The following is a 17,391-nucleotide window of genomic DNA, read 5'->3' on the forward strand; positions in this document are numbered from 1 at the left end:
GCAACAAGGCGGTGTACCTGGCGCTGGGCGTGCTGCCGGACGGCACCCGGGACATCCTGGGCCTGTGGATCGAGCAGACCGAGGGCGCCAAGTTCTGGATGAAGGTGTTCAACGAGCTTAAGACCCGCGGCACCCAGGACATCCTGATCGCGGTCACCGATGGTCTGAAGGGCATGGAGCAGGCCTTGAACGCGGTGTTCCCGGCCACGACGCTACAGACCTGCATCGTGCACCTGATCCGCGCCAGCCTGGACTACGCCAGCTGGAAGGAGCGGCGTACGGTCGCAGCGGCGCTCAAGCCCATTTATACCGCGCCCACTGTCGAAGGCGCGCTGGCGGCCCTGGCAGAGTTCGAGCGGGGGCCCTGGGGGCAACGCTACTCGCCGATCGTCGATGCCTGGCGCCGAGCGTGGGACCGGGTGATCCCGTTCTTTATGTTCCCCCCGGCCATCCGCAAGGTGATTTACACCACCAATGCCATCGAGAGCATCAATGCGCAGTTGCGTCGGGCGGTCAAAACCCGAGGCCACTTCCCCAGTGACGAGGCGGCCACCAAACTGCTCTGGCTGGTACTGCGCAACATTACCGAGAGCTGGGGTGGCGCCACACATGACTGGAAAACCGCCATGAACCAGTTCGCCATCATCTATGCCGAACGCTTCACTGACCCGTATCGCTGAGATAGCATCGATAGGCCTGACCGAACCTCGGTCAGGCATTTACTGCCTTAAACACAAAAATACTGACAGTCCCCTGCTTGCGCATGCTGACTATCTCGCGCGCCGCCCATCGGGCGCTGCACATTCATGTCGAACGCCACGGCATCCGCGCCGCTACAGGCCAACAGCATTGCCGATGCCACCTGCATCGCACACACACAAGAGCGACATCGTCACGCCACCAACCCCGCCACCCACACGCGAGAGCGGCATCGGTGCACGCAAGACGCCGCGTAAGCTTCGTAAGGCCGCCCGCGCGGCCGGCACGAAGCGGGCAACGCCCCACCCCGCCCACCCCACTCTGACGGGGATAAATATGCCAAGCACACCACCCGCCCCAGCGCCCGAGGCTAATCTTCAACGTGAGCGCTTGGCGGTGTCGGTGTGGGGTGGGCGGGGCGTTAGATGCGCCCGAGGGAATCCGTAGGGAAGGCCGAAGGCCTGGACGAGGATGACGACGGGGCAGTCCGGAGCGAAGGCTCCGGACCGCAATCGTAGCCCCGCCCACCCCACACCGACACCGCCAAGCGCGGCTCAAGAACTCAACAGGCTCAAGAGCCCAACTCAAGGCAACCGATACTTCTCTTCCCGATAGACCCAACTCCCCCACAATCCATGCGCCAAAGCTTCTTTCACAAGCGCATCGTCTGCCGGCTCAACAGGTTCGTAGATCTCATCACGCCCCACCGGCGCCGCCTCATACCGATATTCTTTTGGTGCCTTCGACGGTTCCAGAACCAGCAGCTTGTCGCCGCGTAGATAGCCGAAATTATCTGCGTACTGCATCAGCGCCCGATTCGGATCTCGTTGCGTCAGATCTGCGCCCAGCATCGGGTTCACGTTGTCCAGGCCGATCAGGGACAGCAGTGTCGGCGCCATGTCGATCTGGCTCACGATGCGCTCGTCCTGGCGGGGGGTGATGCCGGCGCCCAGGATCAGCGCGGGGATCTGGAAGTGGCGCACCGGGACCGGGATCGAGCCGTAGACGCGGGAGTCGTGGTCGGCGATGACCAGGAATACGGTGTTGTTCCAGTACGGGGCCTGGCGGGCCTTGTCGAAGAATTGGCCCAGCGCCCAGTCGGCATAGCGCACCGTGTTGTCCACGCTGGCCGGGTCGCCCACCGGCTGGATGCGGCCGGCGGGGTACTCCCAGGGGGAGTGGTTGCTGACCGAGAACGCCAGGGTGAAGACCGGCTTGTCGCCGTCTTCGCGCAGCAGGCGGTCGACCTGGTTGAACATGTCTTCGTCGGACGCGCCCCACGAACCTTCGAATACCGGGTTCACGAACTTCGGACGGTCGACGATTTCATTGAAGCCGTTGCCCAGGAAGAACGCGCGCATGTTGTCGAAATGCGATTCGCCGCCGTAGACGAAACGCGAGTGGTAGCCGTGCTTGCCCAGCACCTGTGCCAGCGTGAAAAAGCCGGTCTGCGAGCGCGGCAATTTCACCACGGCGTCGGCCACGCTGGGCAGGAAGCCTGCGGTCACGGCCTCGATGCCGCGCACCGAACGGGTGCCGGTGGCGTAGGCGCGGTGGAACATCCAGCCGTCCTTGGCCAGGCGGTCGATGTTGGGCGTCAGGTCCTTGCCGCCCAGGCTGCCGACGTATTGGGCGCCCAGGCTTTCCTGCAGGATGATCACCACGTTCAAGGGCTTGTCGCGACGCACGGTGGCTTTCTGTTCGTGCAGGCTGGGGTAGCGCGGGTCCAGCGGCGGGCCGGACAGGCCGGCTTTTTCTCGCACGATGGCGTTCATCTCGTCCACCGGCATCTTGGGATACATCGCGGCCGACGAGCGTTCGTCGCGCATGCGGTAGGCGGCGTCGAACACGCTATACAGCGAGTTCAGCGCCAGCGAATTGACCATGGCGTCGGAACTGAATGCCACCTTGGCCGGATTGATGGGGCGGTGTTCCAGCGTGCCGCGGGCCCCCAGCACGACCAGGGCCAGGATGACCAGCGTCGCCACCGGCCGCTTCCACCATGCCATGAACGGGTCGCGCACGCGCACCGGGAACAGCTTGATCGCCAGCCAGGCCGCCAGGATCAGCACGATGGCGGCGGCGAGCAGCACGCCCTTGTAGCCTTGCCACAGCATCGAGCCGACTTCTTTAGGATTGAGCAGGTAGATGAAGTACAGGCGGTTGGGCCGCGTGTCGTATTCGGCGATGAATTGCGGCGTGGACACTTCCAGCAGCACGTACAGCATCCACCAGAGGCGGAACCACCAGGCCGTGACGCGGGCGCCCCAGGCGCGGTGGCCGAACCACGGCGAGAACACCGCGGGCAGCGCGATCACCATCGACAGCAGGCAGACGTCGATGCGCAGGCCCCCGAACAGCACGGGCCACAGGCCGCCGGCGGCTTCGACGCGGTCCCACATCCACAGCGCCAGGCCCAGCCGGCTGAGGGTCAGCAGGATCAGGACGGACAGGATGAACCGGAGTGTCAGGCGGCGCATGCGACGGCCCTCCCCTGGCGGCTGCCAAGCCCTAGTGTTGATGCGTCGCTACGATGACCGAGCCAAACCATGCCGTGCCGTCCGGTGAATGAAAACGGCCACAAGGTTAACGCGGTTTCATGGCCCCGACGGCGGCGAGTCGCGAAGGCAGGACGACGAACAGAAGCATACAAACGTTGTATGACGTCGTATTTCAATTGCGCCGGCATCGCGCCCGGGCGGGTTGATGGCCGTATCGTCCGCTGCGACGGCCCCAACGCGGGGTGCGCCGCCGCGGCGGCGCCCTGGCCCTTATTGCACCTTGCGCAAGCGCTCGCGGCTGTTGCTCAAATGGGTGCGCATCGCGGCGCGGGCGCCTTCGGCGTCCTGGCGGACGATGGCGCTGTAGATGTCTTCGTGCTCCAGGTTGACCCGGGCCAGATAGGCGGGGCGGTCTTCGTGGGCGAACTTGGCCGAATTGATGCGGGTACGGGGAATGATGGCCGAACCCAGGTGCGACATCAGGTCGGCGAAATAGCGGTTGTCGGTGGCCTGGGATACCAGCAGGTGGAACTGGAAATCGGGGGTGATGGTGTCGCCGCCGCTATCCAGCGCGCTCTTGAAGGCGTCCAGCGCGCGGCGCATGTCGGCCAACTGGGCCTCGCTGCGGCGGATCGCGGCCAGGCCCGCGGCCTCGCTTTCCAGGCAGATGCGCAGTTCCAGCAGCACCAGCACGTCGCGCACGGTGGCGATATCGGCCGGGTCCACGCGGAAATCGCCGCCGCCGCTGGGCTCCAGCGCGTAGGTACCCACGCCATGGTGGGTTTCGACCAGGCCTGAAGCCTGCAGCCGCGACAGGGCTTCGCGCACGACAGTACGGCTGACGCCGAACTGCCGCATGATTTCGGACTCCGTGGGCAGCTTGTCGCCCGGGCGGATCTCGCCGCTCCGGATGCGTTCGGAGATGCTCTCGACCAGGCCCTGGGCCAGGTTGCGGGGACGACGCTGCGGCAAGACGGGGGTATCGACAGGAGCGTTCATCAGGGATTATCCGAAAGCGGTTGCGTGGAGCTTGACTGCAAAATTTCGTGGTTATTATACTTTGGGCAGGTTGTACGATAACGTACCAGATACGTCCTCTCCACCGCGCCATCCACCGAGTGTTGCGCCATGAGCCAAGTTGTCGACCGCATGCCCGCTTCTCCGCGTTGCCATCGCCTGCTATTGACCGGCGCGGCCGGCAACCTGGGCAAGGTACTGCGGCCACGCTTGAAAGCCCATGCCGACGTGCTGCGGGTTTCCGACGTGGCAGCGATGGCGCCCGCCGGCCCCGGCGAAGAGGTCATGCCCTGCAACCTGGCCGACGCCGCCGCCGTGTCCGAACTGGTGCGCGGCGTCGACGCCATTGTGCACCTGGGCGGCGTTTCCGTGGAACGTTCTTTCGAGGAAATCCTGCCGGCCAACATCCAGGGCGTGTACCACGTGTACGAAGCTGCCCGCGTCCATGGCGTGCGGCGCGTGGTGTTCGCCAGTTCCAACCACGTGATCGGCTTCTACGAACAAGGCGCGCAACTCGATGCCGACGTGCCGCTGCGCCCCGACGGCTACTACGGCCTGAGCAAGGCCTACGGCGAAAACCTGTCGCGCTTCTACTACGATCGCTACGGCATCGAGACGGTCTGCCTGCGCATCGGCTCGTCGTTTCCCGAGCCCAAGGATCGCCGCATGATGGTCACCTGGCTCAGCTATGACGACCTGACCGACCTGGTGGTGCGATCCCTCTTCACGCCGGGCGTCGGCCACCTGATCGCCTACGGCGCGTCGGCCAACCGAGACAGCTGGTGGGACAATGCCCGCGCCGCCGCGCTGGGTTTCGCGCCCAAGGACTCGTCCGAAACCTTCCGTGCCCAGGTCGAGGCGCAGCCGCCCTTGCCCGCCGACGACCCGGCCGCCCGCTACCAGGGCGGCGCCTTCGTCAAGGCCGGCCCCTTCCCCTTTCCGCCCCGCTGATTCCCGCCCCCGCCATGGCGACCTCCGCTGAACGCATCGGCACCCAGCTCTGCGGCGTGGGCGAAAGCCCGGTCTGGCGCGCCGCCGAGCAATCCTTCTATTGGACCGACATCCCTGGCCGTGCACTCTGGCGCTGGACGCCGGCCAACGGCGCGATCGACCACTGGGCGCTGCCGCAGATGGCCGGCTGCATCGCGCCGCGCGGCGACGGCTGGCTGCTGGCCATGGAAGACGGGCTGTACGCCTGCGGGCCGCTGGTCGCGGGGCAGGCTTGCCTGCCGCAGTCGCTGGTCTGCGTGCAGCATGGGGCGCCCGGCATGCGCTTCAACGACGGCCGCTGTGACCGCCAGGGCCGCTTCTGGGCCGGCACCATGGTCATGGACATGAGCCTGGCCAGCCAGGCCGGCCGCCTGTACCGGCATGACGGCGGCGACGCGCTGCATGCCGTGATCGACAACCTGATCGTGCCCAACGGCCTGGCATTCAGCCCCGACGGCCGCACCCTGTACCTGTCGGATTCGCATCCGGCACGGCAGGTGGTCTGGGCCTACGACTACGACACCGACACCGGCGTGCCGAGCAACCGCCGCGTGTTCATCCCGAAGCTGCCCGCCGGCCGCCCCGACGGCGCGGCCGTGGACGCCGACGGCGGCTACTGGATCTGCGGCAACGAAGCGGGCCGCATCTACCGCTACACACCGGACGGCCGGCTGGACCGCAGCGTCGACGTGCCCGCCCCGCGAGTCGCGATGTGCGCCTTCGGCGGGCCGGACCTGGATGTGCTGTTCGTCACGTCCATCCGCCCCGCGGACGCGGCCCCCGGCTCCCTGGCCGGCGCCGTCTTTGCCCTGCGCCCCGGCGCGCGGGGGCTGGAGGAAACCGCAAGCGCCGGCTAGCACCCGACCGCGGCGCAAGCCTTGCGCCCACGCATGAGTAGTAGGCAGGTCCGACACATCAAAGAGCTTCGGGGCCCCATGGGCCCTCAACGAAACGCCGTACTCCCTACCGGAGGTAGACATGCTTGCCCCGACCCTGACCCGCGCCCTCCTGGCCGCGGCTGCCTTGCTGACGCTGATTCCCGCGACCCATGCCGCCGAGCTGCGCTCCGCGGATATCCATCCCGACGATTACCCCACCGTGCAAGCCGTGCGCCAGTTCGGCGAACAGGTCAAGCAGCGCACCAACGGCCGCATCACCGTCAAGGTGTATGCCGGCGCCGCGCTGGGCAACGAAGACGATTCGATCGAACAAGTGAAGATGGGTGCGCTGGCCATGGCGCGCGTCTCCAGCGCCGCCATGCACAACATCTGCCAGACCACGCGGGTGCCGTCGCTGCCGTTCCTGTTCCGCTCCAAAGAGCACTTGCACAAGGTGCTGGACAGCGACATTGGCGAGCAGATCCTGCGTTCGTGCGAGTCGGCCGGCTTCGTGGGCCTGGCCTGGTATGACAGCGGCTCGCGTTCGATGTACACGCGCAACAAGCCGATCAAGACGCTGGCCGACGCCAAGGGCCTGAAGATCCGGGTGCAGCAGTCGGACCTGTCGGTGGCCATGGTGGAAGCGATGGGCGGCAACGCCACGCCGATGCCGATGGGCGAGGTCTACACCTCGCTCAAGACGGGGCTGGTGGACGCGGCCGAGAACAACTACCCCAGCTACGAGAGCGCGCACCACTACGAAGTGGCCAAGTACTACGCCATGACCGACCACACCATGACGCCCGAGATACTCATCTTCTCGAAGCGGCAGTGGGACAAGCTGTCGGCCGACGACCAGAAGATCCTGCGCGAGGCTGCACGCGAATCGGTGCCCTACATGCGCAAGTTGTGGGACGAGCGCGAACAGAAGTCCCGCGCCGTGGTCGAGAAGGCCGGTTCGCAGATCGTCGAGGTAGACAAGGCCTCGTTCCAGGCGGCGATGAAGCCGGTCTATGACCGCTACGTCACCACCCCCGACATGAAAGACCTGGTCGCCAGGATCCAGGCCGTCCAGTAAGGGAACATCATGTTGGCTACCTCCACGAATGAACCGGATGTCGCGGCGGGGGGCCGGGCGCATGCCCTGGCTGCCCCGCTGGACGCCTACTCCCGCGGCTGCGCCAAGCTGGCGCGCCTGTGCATGTGGACCAGCGTGTTCGGGCTGGTCTGCCTGATCGTCGCCGTATCGCTGCAGATCTTCGGCCGCCATGTGCTCAACAGCACGCCCACCTGGGCCGAAAGCCTGGCCTTGCTGCTGGTGCTGTACGTCACCATGCTGGGCGCGGCGGTAGGCGTGCGCGATGCCGGCCACATCGGCTTCGAGTCGCTGGTGGACGCGCTGCCCGCGGCCGGCCAGCGTCGCCTGAAGATATTCATCCATCTGCTGGTGCTGCTGTTCGGCGTGCTGATGGCCTGGAACTGCGCCCTGCTCGCCGAATCCGTCTGGCTCTACAAGATTCCCAACCTGGGCATCTCCAATGGCTGGAAATACATTCCTGCAGCCCTGTCCGGCACGTTGATCGCGCTCTTTTCCATCGAGCACGTCATCGCCCTGCTGCGCAACCAGAAGGTGGTACCGGCATGGCGCTGACCCTACTCTCGTTCACCTTCATGGGCTTCCTGGTGATCGGCGTGCCGGTGGCCTTCGCCATCGGCCTGTCGTCCATCACGGCCATCATGTACGAAGACCTGCCGCTGGCGGTCGCCTTCCAGCAGATGACCTCGGGCATGAACGCGTTTTCGTTCCTGGCCATCCCGTTCTTCATCTTTACCGGCGAGCTGATGCTGTACGGCGGCATCGCCGACCGCATCGTGGCCTTCGCCAAATCGCTGGTGGGGCACGTACGCGGCGGCCTGGGCATGTCCAACGTGGTGGCCTGCACGCTGTTCGGCGGCGTGTCGGGTTCGCCCGTGGCGGACGTGTCGGCGATGGGTTCGGTGATGATCCCGATGATGAAGCGCGAGGGCTATCACGCCGACTACGCCGTCAACGTCACGACCCACGCGGCGCTGGTCGGCGCGCTGATGCCCACCAGCCATAACATCATCATCTACACGCTGGCCGCGGGCGGCAAGGTGTCCATCGCCGCCCTGATCGCCGCGGGCGTCGTGCCCGCGCTGATCCTGACGCTGTGCAACCTGGCGGCGGCCTATTTCGTGGCGCGCAGCCGCGGCTACCCGGCAGGCACGTTCCCCGGCTGGGTCATCGTCGCGCGCTCGCTGGTGGCGGCGGCGCCGGGGCTGTTCGTGGTGGTGCTGATCATCGCCGGCATCCTGAGCGGCGTCTTCACCGCAACCGAATCGGCCGCGGTGGCGGTGCTGTACGCCTTGGCGCTGACCATCTTCGTCTATCGCTCGCTGACCTGGGACCAGTTCGTGCGCGCCGCCAGCAAGGCGGTCAAGACGACCGGCGTGGTGCTGCTGCTGATCGGCATTTCTGCCACCTTCGGCTACCTGATCAGCTTCTATGGCGTGGCCGAGAAGACCGGCGAACTGATGGCGTCGGTGTCCACCAGCCCCTGGGCCATCTTCCTGATGGTCAACGTCATCCTGTTCGTGCTCGGGACCTTCCTGGACATGGCCGCGACCATCCTGATCTGCACGCCGATCTTCCTGCCGATCTGCATGCAGTACGGCATGGGCCCGGTGCAGTTCGGCATGGTGATGCTGCTCAATTGCGCACTGGGGCTGAACACACCGCCGGTGGGCACGACGCAGTTCGTGGGCTGCGCCATCGGCGGCGTCTCGGTGGGCACGGTGATGCGAACGATCTGGCCGTTCTACGGCGCGCTCTTGGCGGCCCTGGCGCTGGTGACCTACGTGCCGGCGTTCTCGCTATGGCTGCCCGGCGTGCTGCTCAACTGAACCGTTGGAAGCGGGGACGCGCCGCTGGCGTTCCGTCCCCGCAGCACCGGCCAGAAGAACAGCGCCGCGAGCAGCCACATCAAGGCCGCGGACCAAAGCGTCTGGCTCAGGAAGTGCGCCCCTTGAAGGATGCGTACGGCGGAAAACGCCACACCGGCCACCACGCCCGCTGCCAACCCCCACCACCGCCAGCCCGGCCGCCCGGCCGCCCAACCGGCGAAATACAGGGTCAGCATGGAATAACCGGCGCCGGCATGCCCGCTGGGCAGGGCGCCCCCCGCCTTGCTCCGGTCCCAGGTCCACCAGGACAAGGGATACGGCGTGTAGCCGCCCAGGGTGTCCAGGTCATAGGGACGCGGCAACGTGGTGTAGTGCTTGAGCTGGTTGACCGCCAACTGTCCGACCAGGCAGGTCAAGGCCACGGCCAGCGCCGCACCGCGCAACGGACGCCAGGCCGGGATGCGGTAGCTGGCGGCGGCAACCGCCACGGCGCCCAGGGCGATGCCGATGGGCAGGGTGAGGACCATGCGATGCCCCACCAGTTCGAGCCAGCGGTTGGTATGCAATGGGAAATCATCCAGCGCGGGGCTGAACAACGCCCGTCCGATCGCCAGGTCCAGGCCTGACGCGTTTGCCCACCACGCCAGGCAGGCGAGCATCAGCGTCACGCCAAGGACATGCGTGAAGAAATAGGAAGCAGACGTCGGCCTGGCAGACGCAGGCAGGGATAACGGTGGCATGAAGGGCACGGGGCGGCGGCGGTCGGCCGAAGCGGACAGCTTAGGCTCGGAATAGTCGAAAATTCGTCAAATTCGCTCACGCACTGCCATCCCGCTCGTGCGTGCCCCCTGAGCCACCCGCTCAAGCCGCTGCGCCGGCCGTATCCAGCCGCAGCGTAAAGCGCGTGCCGCGATTGTCGCCTTCGCGGGAGGAATCGACTGTCAGCGTCCAGCCCTGCATGTCGCAAACCCGCTTGGCGATCGCCAGCCCCAGGCCGCGGGCGGTTTCGTCCCGCCCGGCCATACCTGAATCGCGCATCCGGCCGCTGTAGTAGCGACGGAACAAGAACGGCAGATCGTCCGCCGCAATCCCTTTGCCGTCGTCTCGGAGCAAAAGGGTACCGTCGGCCTCGAGGCTGGCGGTCAGGGTGGCCGGCGCGGCGTGTTCGACCGCATTGCGCACCAGGTTGCGCAGTACGGTCAGCAGGGCATAGCGGTCCAGGATGCGGATGTGGTCCGCCGCGATGCGATTGTCGAACCGCAGACCGGCCATTTCCGCCTGCGTTTCATAGCCGCGCCACGCGTCCAGCATGCACTCGGCCAGATCGACCGGTTCCGGGGGCCGCAGTTGGTCGCGGGCCATGGCGCGCGCACTCTCCAGGCAGACGATGACGTCATCGACGTTATCCACCACGCGCGTCAACCGCTGGCGCTGATCCGGGGTCAGTTCCTGCGTCAACAGCATCAGTTCGCTGTCGGACCGGATGGCCGCCAGCGGGGTCCGGACCTCGTGGCTGAGATTGCCGGCAAATTCGCGCTCGCGCGCGATCGATCGGTCGACCTGATTCTGCACCCGGTTGAAGGCCTCGATCAGCCGGCCCGCCTCGTCGTCACGGGTCACCGCCAGGTCGGGCGCCCCCGGCGCCCAGGTCGACAAGCGGTCAGTCAGGTCAAGCAGCGGCCCGACCGCCACCGCGGCCACCCTGCGTGACAAGGCATAGGCGCCCACCACGCAAATCGCTCCGACACCCAGCACGATCAACCCGAAATCATGCACCCGCTCTTCGTTGTCGGTCGCGTCGTACAGCAGGTAAACCTTGCCGGTGCCGGTTTCAGCCACCATCACATGCCAGGTGTAGGCGCCGGGCTCGATCAGGTGCAGGCCGTTGTCCAGCCCGCGGATCTCTTCGGGCATGCCGACGGCCGGCTCGCCGTCGACGCTGAGCCAGGCCCGCATGGACCCGCCCAGTTCGCGGGCGCCGCGGCGCGGCAGGAACTGGTCGCTGGTGCGTGCGTGCTGCACCAGGCGGTCCATTTCGGTGTTGAGGATGTCGTTGACCAGGTCGTCTTCCATCTGGTCGAACGTCAGGTAGGCCAGCAACGCCAGGGCGGTGACGAACAACGCCACGGTGCCTGTCAACGCCCACACCACGCGTTGGGTCAGGGTCCCCGCCCCTGTCGAGGGCCGATTCATGCGGCCGCTCCGCTGGCCACCAGCCGCCAGCCCGTGCCGTGCAGGGTTTCGATGCCGTCAAAGCCGGCGTCGGCCAGCGCACGGCGCAGCAGGTGCACCTGGCTGCGCAAGGCGTCGGAAGACGGCGGTTCGCTGCCCCACAGTTGCGCTTCCAGCTCTTCCCGCGACACCACCCTGCCCGGATCGCGCAAGAGCGCTTCAAGAATGATGGTTGCCTTGCGCGTCAGGTGCACCGGCTTGCCTGCGATGGACACCATGCGGCTGCGCGTGTCGTACTGCAGGTCGCCAAACACCCGCACCGTGTCCACCGTGGAACCCTTGGCGCGCTGGATCAGCGCCAGCAGGCGGGCTTCGACCTCCAGCAGCGCGAACGGTTTGGTCAGGTAGTCGTCGGCACCATGGGAAAAGCCGGCCAGCTTGTCTTCGAGGCTGTCGCGCGCGGTCAGCACCAGCACCGGCAGCGCAAGGCGCTTCTCGTTGCGCAGCGCGTGCAGCACCGCGTTGCCGTCCATGCCCGGCAGGCCGATATCCAGGATCATCGCGTCGAATCGCTGCTCTTCCAGGCGCTTGAGCGCGGCCGGGCCGCTGTAGGCCACGTCCGGCAGAAACTTGCGCGCTTCCAGGAAGGTGTACAGGTTGCCGGCGATGATGTGATCGTCTTCGACGATCAGGATCCGTTGATTCTCACCCGCTGCGGGACTGGCCGCCATCGTTGCATTCCCCATGGAAAGAAAGGTTGAGCGCCCCGCGTCAGGCCTGCAGCACCTTGCCGGGATTCATCAGGCCTTGCGGGTCGAGCGCGCGCTTGATGCGGCGCATCAGCGCCAGTTCGACCGGACTCTTGTAGCGCGGCAGTTCGTCGCGCTTGAGTTGGCCGACGCCATGTTCGGCGCTGATCGAGCCGGCGTGGGCATGCACGCTGTCGTGCACCACGCCGTAGATGTCGCTTTGCAGCGCCAGCAGTTCAGCTTCGGTCTGGCCCGGCGCATTGGCCACGTTGTAATGCAGGTTGCCGTCGCCCAGATGGCCGAAGATCACGTGCCGCACGCCCGGAAAGCGCGCCTGCAGCAAGGCGTTGGTCTGGTGTACGAACCCGGCGATGGCAGAGATGGGAATGGACACGTCATGCTTGACGGACTTGCCCAGCTCGGCCTCGGCCAGCGGGATGCTTTCGCGCAGGTGCCAGAGCGCCTTGCTCTGCGCCACGTTGGCGGCGATGGCGGCGTCATTCACCAGGCCGGCCTCGATGGCCTCGCCCAGCACGGTCTCGAAGCGCTCGCGCGCGTGGGTCTCGCTTTCACTGTCGGACAGTTCCAGCAGCGCGAACCAGGGCGAGGCGGCGGATTCTCCTTCAAAGGGCAGGCGCTGCTGCGGAAACAGCCGCACCACGGCCTGCAGGCAGTGGCCGCTCATCAGCTCAAAGCCGGTCAATGCGGCACCGAAGCCGGCGCGGGCGCGGGACAGCAATTCCACCGCGTTGTCGATGCTGTCCAGGGTCAGCAGCGCCGTGCACGAGGCCACCGGCCGGGGGAACAGCTTCAGCGTGGCGGCCGTGATGATGCCCAGCGTGCCTTCGCTGCCGATGTACAGGTCGCGCAGGTCGTAGCCGGTGTTGTCCTTGCGCAGGCCACGCAGGCCGTCCCAGATCTCGCCTTCGGCGGTCACGACTTCCAGCCCCAGGGTCAGGTCGCGTGTGTTGCCGTAGCGCAGCACCTGCGTGCCGCCGGCGTTGGTCGCCAGGTTGCCGCCGATGGTGCAGCTGCCTTCGGCCGCCAGGCTCAGCGGGAACAGGCGGCCCGCGTTGGCCGCGGCCTCCTGCACCGCCTGGAGGATGCAGCCGGCTTCGACGGTGATCGTGTCATTGTCGGTATCCAGCGCGCGCACCCGGGTAAGGCGGGCGGTGGACAGCACCACGGCGTTGCCGGAATCGTCGGGCGTGGCGCCCCCGCACAGGCCGGTATTGCCGCCCTGCGGCACCACCGGCACGCCGTGGCGCGCGCACAATTTGATGGCGTCTGCCACTTCCTGGGTGGAGCCCGGGCGGATCACCGCCAAGGCCGCACCGCGGTAGCGCCGACGCCAGTCCAGCACGTAGGAATCGGCATCCGCGCCGGTCAGCACATGGGACTCGCCCAGGAGGGACTGCAAATCGCTCAGCAAATTCATACGCGCCGCACAGGAAATCGCGCCGGGCCGCGCCCGGACGCTGTTCAAGGGAGATGCGGCCTATTGTAGAGGCAGCGGCGCCTCGGGCGCCCGTCCGGCCTGACCGACCGCCTGATCCAGTCGGGTGCCCGTCAGGCCCGTGCAGTAGGCCCGCGACGCGATGCGATTCATCAGGAAGGCCCTGTCCACCCCGGCGGGGCCAGGCATTTCGGACAGCGCGCGGTAAGCGCGCCGCAGGGCTTCGCCGCGCGTGGCTCCGCACACCAGCAGGCGGGTGCAGGGTTTGCGGCGCTCAGCGCAGCCGTCGATGCGCACTTCCAGCGCATGCGCGGCAACGGGTTCGAAATCGGCCACCGCCGCCCCCGAGCGCGGTTGCGATTCGGCGCAGATCACGCGAAAGACCCCGCTGCGGTCGTCCAGCGAAAAGGCCACGGTGCCCATGCCTTTCCAGGCACGATCGCGCGCGACGCTGGCCGCAATGGCACGCAGCGCGCGTTCGATGGAGGCCGGCAGGTGCGGCGCCGGACATTCGGCGATCAGCACCCGGGCATCGCGCCAGACGCAACGCTCCCAGGCCCGGCCGGTCGCCAGGTCGCCCTCGGGCGATACGAATACGTGGATGTCGAGCCGGCGCTCACGCCCGGCGGCAGGGCCGGCGAAGTCCGTGGGCGGGCCCCGCCTGCGTCTGGCGCCGCCCGATGACATGACTGTGGATACTTTGGCTCCCATGGCCCCTCCGGTCTTTCCACTTGCATGACAAGCGTATCACCTTCGGATGACCCGCAACTTTCGGGCCCTTGGCCTTGCCCTTGCGCAAGCCGCTTGACGCCCTACGGCGGCCGCCGGATGATGCGCCCCGCCCCAATGGGGGATAATTCACGTTTGTGCCCCGCCCGTCCGGTGCTTCCGGCGTAGGGGTTAACCAGCAGACATGGCCGGATTTCCTCGCAATGCCCTGCCCGCTGCACGCCATATCGTTAATGGAATAAGGAACCGTCGTGGCCGACAACACGCAATTTCCCGCCTCGGTATTCAAGGCCTATGACATCCGCGGCACCGTCCCGGACCTGATCGACGCCCGCTTCGCCCGTTCGCTGGGCGTGGCGCTGGCCGCCCTTGCGCAGGCCCAGGGCATCCAGACGCTGGTGGTGGGCCGCGATGGCCGCCTGAGCAGCGAAATGCTGTCGCAAGCGTTGCAGGAAGGCATGCTGGAAGGCGGTGTCGACACCCTGGACATCGGCCAGGTACCCACGCCGCTGGTGTATTTCGCTGCGAACACCATGCAGACCGGCTCGGGCGTTGCCATCACCGGCAGCCATAATCCGCCCAAATACAACGGCTTCAAGATGATGATGGGCAGTCGCGCCCTGTATGGCGAAGACGTGCAGGCCCTGGCCCGCGTCATGAATGGCGCCCCTGCTGCCCCGGCGGCACGGCCGGGCGTGCGCCGCGAACTGGACCTGGTGGCCTCCTACATCGCCCGGGTGGCGTCCGGCGTGAAGCTGGCGCGCCCCATGAAAATCGCGATCGACTGCGGCAATGGCGTGGCCGGTGCCATTGCGCCGCAGCTGTTCCGCGCGCTGGGCTGCGAAGTCACCGAGCTGTTCTGCGAAGTCGACGGCACCTTCCCCAACCATCATCCCGATCCGGCCGAACCCAAGAACCTGCAAGACCTGATCCACTGCCTGGCCACCACCGATTGCGAGCTGGGGCTGGCGTTCGACGGCGACGGCGACCGCCTCGGCGTGGTGACCAAATCGGGACAGATCATCTGGCCCGACCGGCAACTGGTGCTGTTCGCCCGCGACGTGCTGGACCGCAACCCCGGCGCCACCATCATCTATGACGTCAAATGCAGCCGACACGTCGGCCTGTCGGTGCAGGCCGCAGGCGGTGAACCACTGATGTGGAAAACCGGCCACTCGCTGGTCAAGGCCAAGCTGGCCGAAACGGGCGCCCCGCTGGCCGGCGAAATGAGCGGCCACATCTTCTTCAAGGAACGCTGGTACGGCTTTGACGACGGTCTCTACACCGGCGCCCGCCTGCTGGAGATCGTGTCCCGCTTCGCCGATGCCGGCGCGCCGCTGGAAGCGTTGCCGCAAGACATTTCCACGCCCGAACTGAAGCTGGAAATGGAAGAGGGCCAGCCCTTCACGCTGGTGCAGGCGCTGCAAGAGCAGGGCCAGTTCCCGGACGCCGTGCGCGTCGTGACCATCGACGGGGTGCGGGCCGAATACGCAGACGGCTTCGGCCTGGCGCGTCCCTCCAACACCACGCCCGTCGTGGTGCTGCGCTTCGAGGCGCAGACGGCCGAGGCGCTGGCCCGCATCCAGGGTGATTTCCGCCGCGAACTGGCCAAACTTGCCCCCGACGCCACGCTGCCTTTCTAGATTCCCATGTCCTTGCCCAACAGCCCCGCCTGGCAGCGTTTCACCGCCGCGGCAAAAACCGCCAACCTGGACGGCGAGCAACTGCGACTGATCAACGCTCCTGGCCTGCGCCTGGACCTGAGCGCACAAGCGCACTCGCCCGAGCTGCAAGGGGCCGCGGCCGATCTGCTGGCGCAGCAAGGCTTCGAGGCCGCACGCGCCCGACTGTTCGACGGCGGCAACGCCAACTGGACCGAACAGCGCCCCGCCTGGCATACCGCGCTGCGCGCCTCGCAGCCGCCTGCCCTGGTCGCCAGCGCGGTGCTGGCCGAGCGCGAACGCGTGCGCCAGTTCGTGCAGCAGGCCGACGCCGCCAAGCGCTACAGCTGCGTGCTGCACCTGGGCATCGGCGGCAGCGACTGGGGCCCCCGCCTGGTGACGCGGGCCCTGCGCTACGGCGCCGCACGCCGCGAAGTGCGCTTCGCCTCCAACGTCGATTCGCACTCCGTCGCCGACGCCATGAGCCGGCTCGATCCGCACAACACGCTGATCATCGTCGCCTCCAAGTCCTTCACCACCACCGAACCGCTGGCCAACGCCGAGGTCGCCATGAACTGGCTGCGCGATGCCGGCGTGGCCGACCCGATCAAGCAGGTGGTGGCCATTACCGCCAACGTCGAAGCGGCGCTCAACCTGGGCATTTCGCCCGACCACATCTTCCAGATCTGGGACTGGGTGGGCGGCCGGTATTCGCTCTGGTCCGCCATCGGCCTGCCCGTGGCGCTGGCCCTGGGCAACGATGCCTTCGACCAATTGCTGGCCGGGGCCGCGGCCATGGACGACCACTTCCGTCACGCGCCCTTTGCCGAGAACGCGCCCCTGCAACTGGCGCTGGCCGGCGTCGTCAACCGCAGCGTGCTGGGCTACGACTCGCTGGTCATCTCGCCCTACGATTCCCGGCTGTACCACATCGTGCCCTGGGCGCAGCAGCTCGAAATGGAATCCCTGGGCAAGGTCGCCACGGCCGATGGCAGCCCGGCGGGCGTCCCGACCGGGCCGGCGGTGTGGGGCATGTCGGGCACCGATTGCCAGCACACGTTCTTCCAATGGCTACACCAGGAATCGACGGGCGCCCCCGTCGATTTCATCCTGTGCGAGCAGCCTGACCACGACTATGCGCGCCACCACGAACTGCTGATCGCCAACTGCCTGGCCCAGCGCGCGGCGCTGCTGCGCGGCAAATCGTTCGATGATGCGCTGGCCGAAACCTCGCTGACCGAAAAAGATCCCGCCAAGGCCCGGGTGCTGGCGCAGCACAAGGTGCATCCCGGCGGCCGCCCGTCTTCGTTGATCGTGCTGCCGCGCCTGGAAGCCTATGCGCTGGGCGCGCTGCTGGCGCTGTACGAGCACAAGGTCTTCACACAGGGCGTGATCTGGGGCATCAATCCCTTCGATCAATGGGGCGTGGAGTTCGGCAAGGCGCTGGCCAAGAACATCATCCGCGAGCTGGACGCGCCCGCTTCGCAGGCCGCCCCCCAGGACCCCTCCACGCGATTCTGGATCGACGCGATCTCGCGCCGCGGCTGACGCCCCCCCCTATGGACAGGGCTGGATGACGGGCCAATAATGGCCCGTCATCCATTCCGGAGCGCC

General features: G+C 66.9%; 15 protein-coding genes. 8 read left to right on the forward strand and 7 right to left on the reverse strand.

Annotated elements, in window-relative coordinates; all coding sequences use genetic code 11:
* A partial coding sequence (locus AC6LJ2_RS13270; RefSeq protein ID WP_498151543.1) for an IS256 family transposase occupies nt 1–680 on the forward strand: 680 nt, incomplete at its 5' end.
* A 603-nt stretch (nt 681–1,283) separates the two neighbouring features.
* On the opposite strand, the gene AC6LJ2_RS13275 is transcribed toward AC6LJ2_RS13270, so the two are convergent.
* Nucleotides 1,284–3,179 carry an LTA synthase family protein gene (locus tag AC6LJ2_RS13275; RefSeq protein WP_445657523.1) on the reverse strand — a complete coding sequence of 632 codons (1,896 nt, stop codon included), beginning with the start codon at nt 3,177–3,179 and terminating at the stop codon, nt 1,284–1,286.
* Nucleotides 3,180–3,470: 291 nt separating this feature from the next.
* Nucleotides 3,471–4,199 (reverse strand): FadR/GntR family transcriptional regulator, encoded by a 729-nt coding sequence (locus tag AC6LJ2_RS13280; RefSeq protein ID WP_263909654.1) that lies wholly within the window; start codon nt 4,197–4,199, stop codon nt 3,471–3,473.
* Between the two features lie 129 nt (nt 4,200–4,328).
* Between AC6LJ2_RS13280 and AC6LJ2_RS13285 the strand changes: the two genes are divergently transcribed.
* The 5 genes from AC6LJ2_RS13285 to AC6LJ2_RS13305 all read left to right on the forward strand — a co-directional run bounded on the left by AC6LJ2_RS13285 (nt 4,329) and on the right by AC6LJ2_RS13305 (nt 9,010).
* A complete protein-coding gene (locus tag AC6LJ2_RS13285) occupies nt 4,329–5,168 on the forward strand; it encodes an NAD-dependent epimerase/dehydratase family protein (protein ID WP_498151544.1) in 840 nt (279 codons plus the stop codon).
* Between the two features lie 14 nt (nt 5,169–5,182).
* Nucleotides 5,183–6,064, forward strand: a complete 882-nt coding sequence (locus AC6LJ2_RS13290; RefSeq protein WP_498151545.1) for an SMP-30/gluconolactonase/LRE family protein — start codon at nt 5,183–5,185, stop codon at nt 6,062–6,064.
* 121 nt (nt 6,065–6,185) lie between these two features.
* A complete protein-coding gene (locus tag AC6LJ2_RS13295; RefSeq protein WP_263909648.1) occupies nt 6,186–7,163 on the forward strand; it encodes a TRAP transporter substrate-binding protein in 978 nt (325 codons plus the stop codon).
* Between the two features lie 9 nt (nt 7,164–7,172).
* A complete protein-coding gene (locus AC6LJ2_RS13300; protein ID WP_263909647.1) occupies nt 7,173–7,736 on the forward strand; it encodes a TRAP transporter small permease in 564 nt (187 codons plus the stop codon).
* Entirely contained in the window at nt 7,727–9,010 is a 1,284-nt protein-coding gene (locus AC6LJ2_RS13305; protein WP_445657526.1) for a TRAP transporter large permease, read from the forward strand. The genes AC6LJ2_RS13300 and AC6LJ2_RS13305 overlap by 10 nt, the downstream gene beginning before the upstream one ends.
* Here the strand turns inward: AC6LJ2_RS13305 and AC6LJ2_RS13310 are convergent.
* The 5 genes from AC6LJ2_RS13310 to AC6LJ2_RS13330 all read right to left on the reverse strand — a co-directional run bounded on the left by AC6LJ2_RS13310 (nt 8,962) and on the right by AC6LJ2_RS13330 (nt 14,098).
* A complete protein-coding gene (locus tag AC6LJ2_RS13310; protein ID WP_263909643.1) occupies nt 8,962–9,678 on the reverse strand; it encodes a phosphatase PAP2 family protein in 717 nt (238 codons plus the stop codon). The genes AC6LJ2_RS13305 and AC6LJ2_RS13310 overlap by 49 nt on opposite strands.
* A gap of 193 nt (nt 9,679–9,871) precedes the next feature.
* Nucleotides 9,872–11,203, reverse strand: a complete 1,332-nt coding sequence (locus AC6LJ2_RS13315; protein ID WP_263909642.1) for a sensor histidine kinase — start codon at nt 11,201–11,203, stop codon at nt 9,872–9,874.
* A complete protein-coding gene (locus tag AC6LJ2_RS13320) occupies nt 11,200–11,913 on the reverse strand; it encodes a response regulator transcription factor (protein ID WP_445657527.1) in 714 nt (237 codons plus the stop codon). The genes AC6LJ2_RS13315 and AC6LJ2_RS13320 overlap by 4 nt, the downstream gene beginning before the upstream one ends.
* A 40-nt stretch (nt 11,914–11,953) precedes the next feature.
* Nucleotides 11,954–13,369: an FAD-binding oxidoreductase gene (locus tag AC6LJ2_RS13325; RefSeq protein ID WP_498151546.1), complete on the reverse strand. Its 1,416-nt coding sequence runs from the start codon at nt 13,367–13,369 to the stop codon at nt 11,954–11,956.
* Between the two features lie 60 nt (nt 13,370–13,429).
* On the reverse strand, nt 13,430–14,098 hold the full coding sequence (locus AC6LJ2_RS13330; RefSeq protein WP_263909636.1) for a BPTD_3102 family carboxylase-like protein: 669 nt from the start codon (nt 14,096–14,098) through the stop codon (nt 13,430–13,432).
* Nucleotides 14,099–14,367: 269 nt separating this feature from the next.
* Here AC6LJ2_RS13330 and AC6LJ2_RS13335 point away from each other — a divergent pair, with 269 nt between their 5' ends.
* Nucleotides 14,368–15,759 carry a phosphomannomutase/phosphoglucomutase gene (locus tag AC6LJ2_RS13335; protein WP_498151547.1) on the forward strand — a complete coding sequence of 464 codons (1,392 nt, stop codon included), beginning with the start codon at nt 14,368–14,370 and terminating at the stop codon, nt 15,757–15,759.
* A complete protein-coding gene (pgi, locus tag AC6LJ2_RS13340) occupies nt 15,760–17,325 on the forward strand; it encodes a glucose-6-phosphate isomerase (protein ID WP_498151558.1) in 1,566 nt (521 codons plus the stop codon).
* Nucleotides 17,326–17,391 lie beyond the last annotated feature (66 nt).

Source organism: Achromobacter sp. 1014246743 (genome assembly GCF_059760725.1).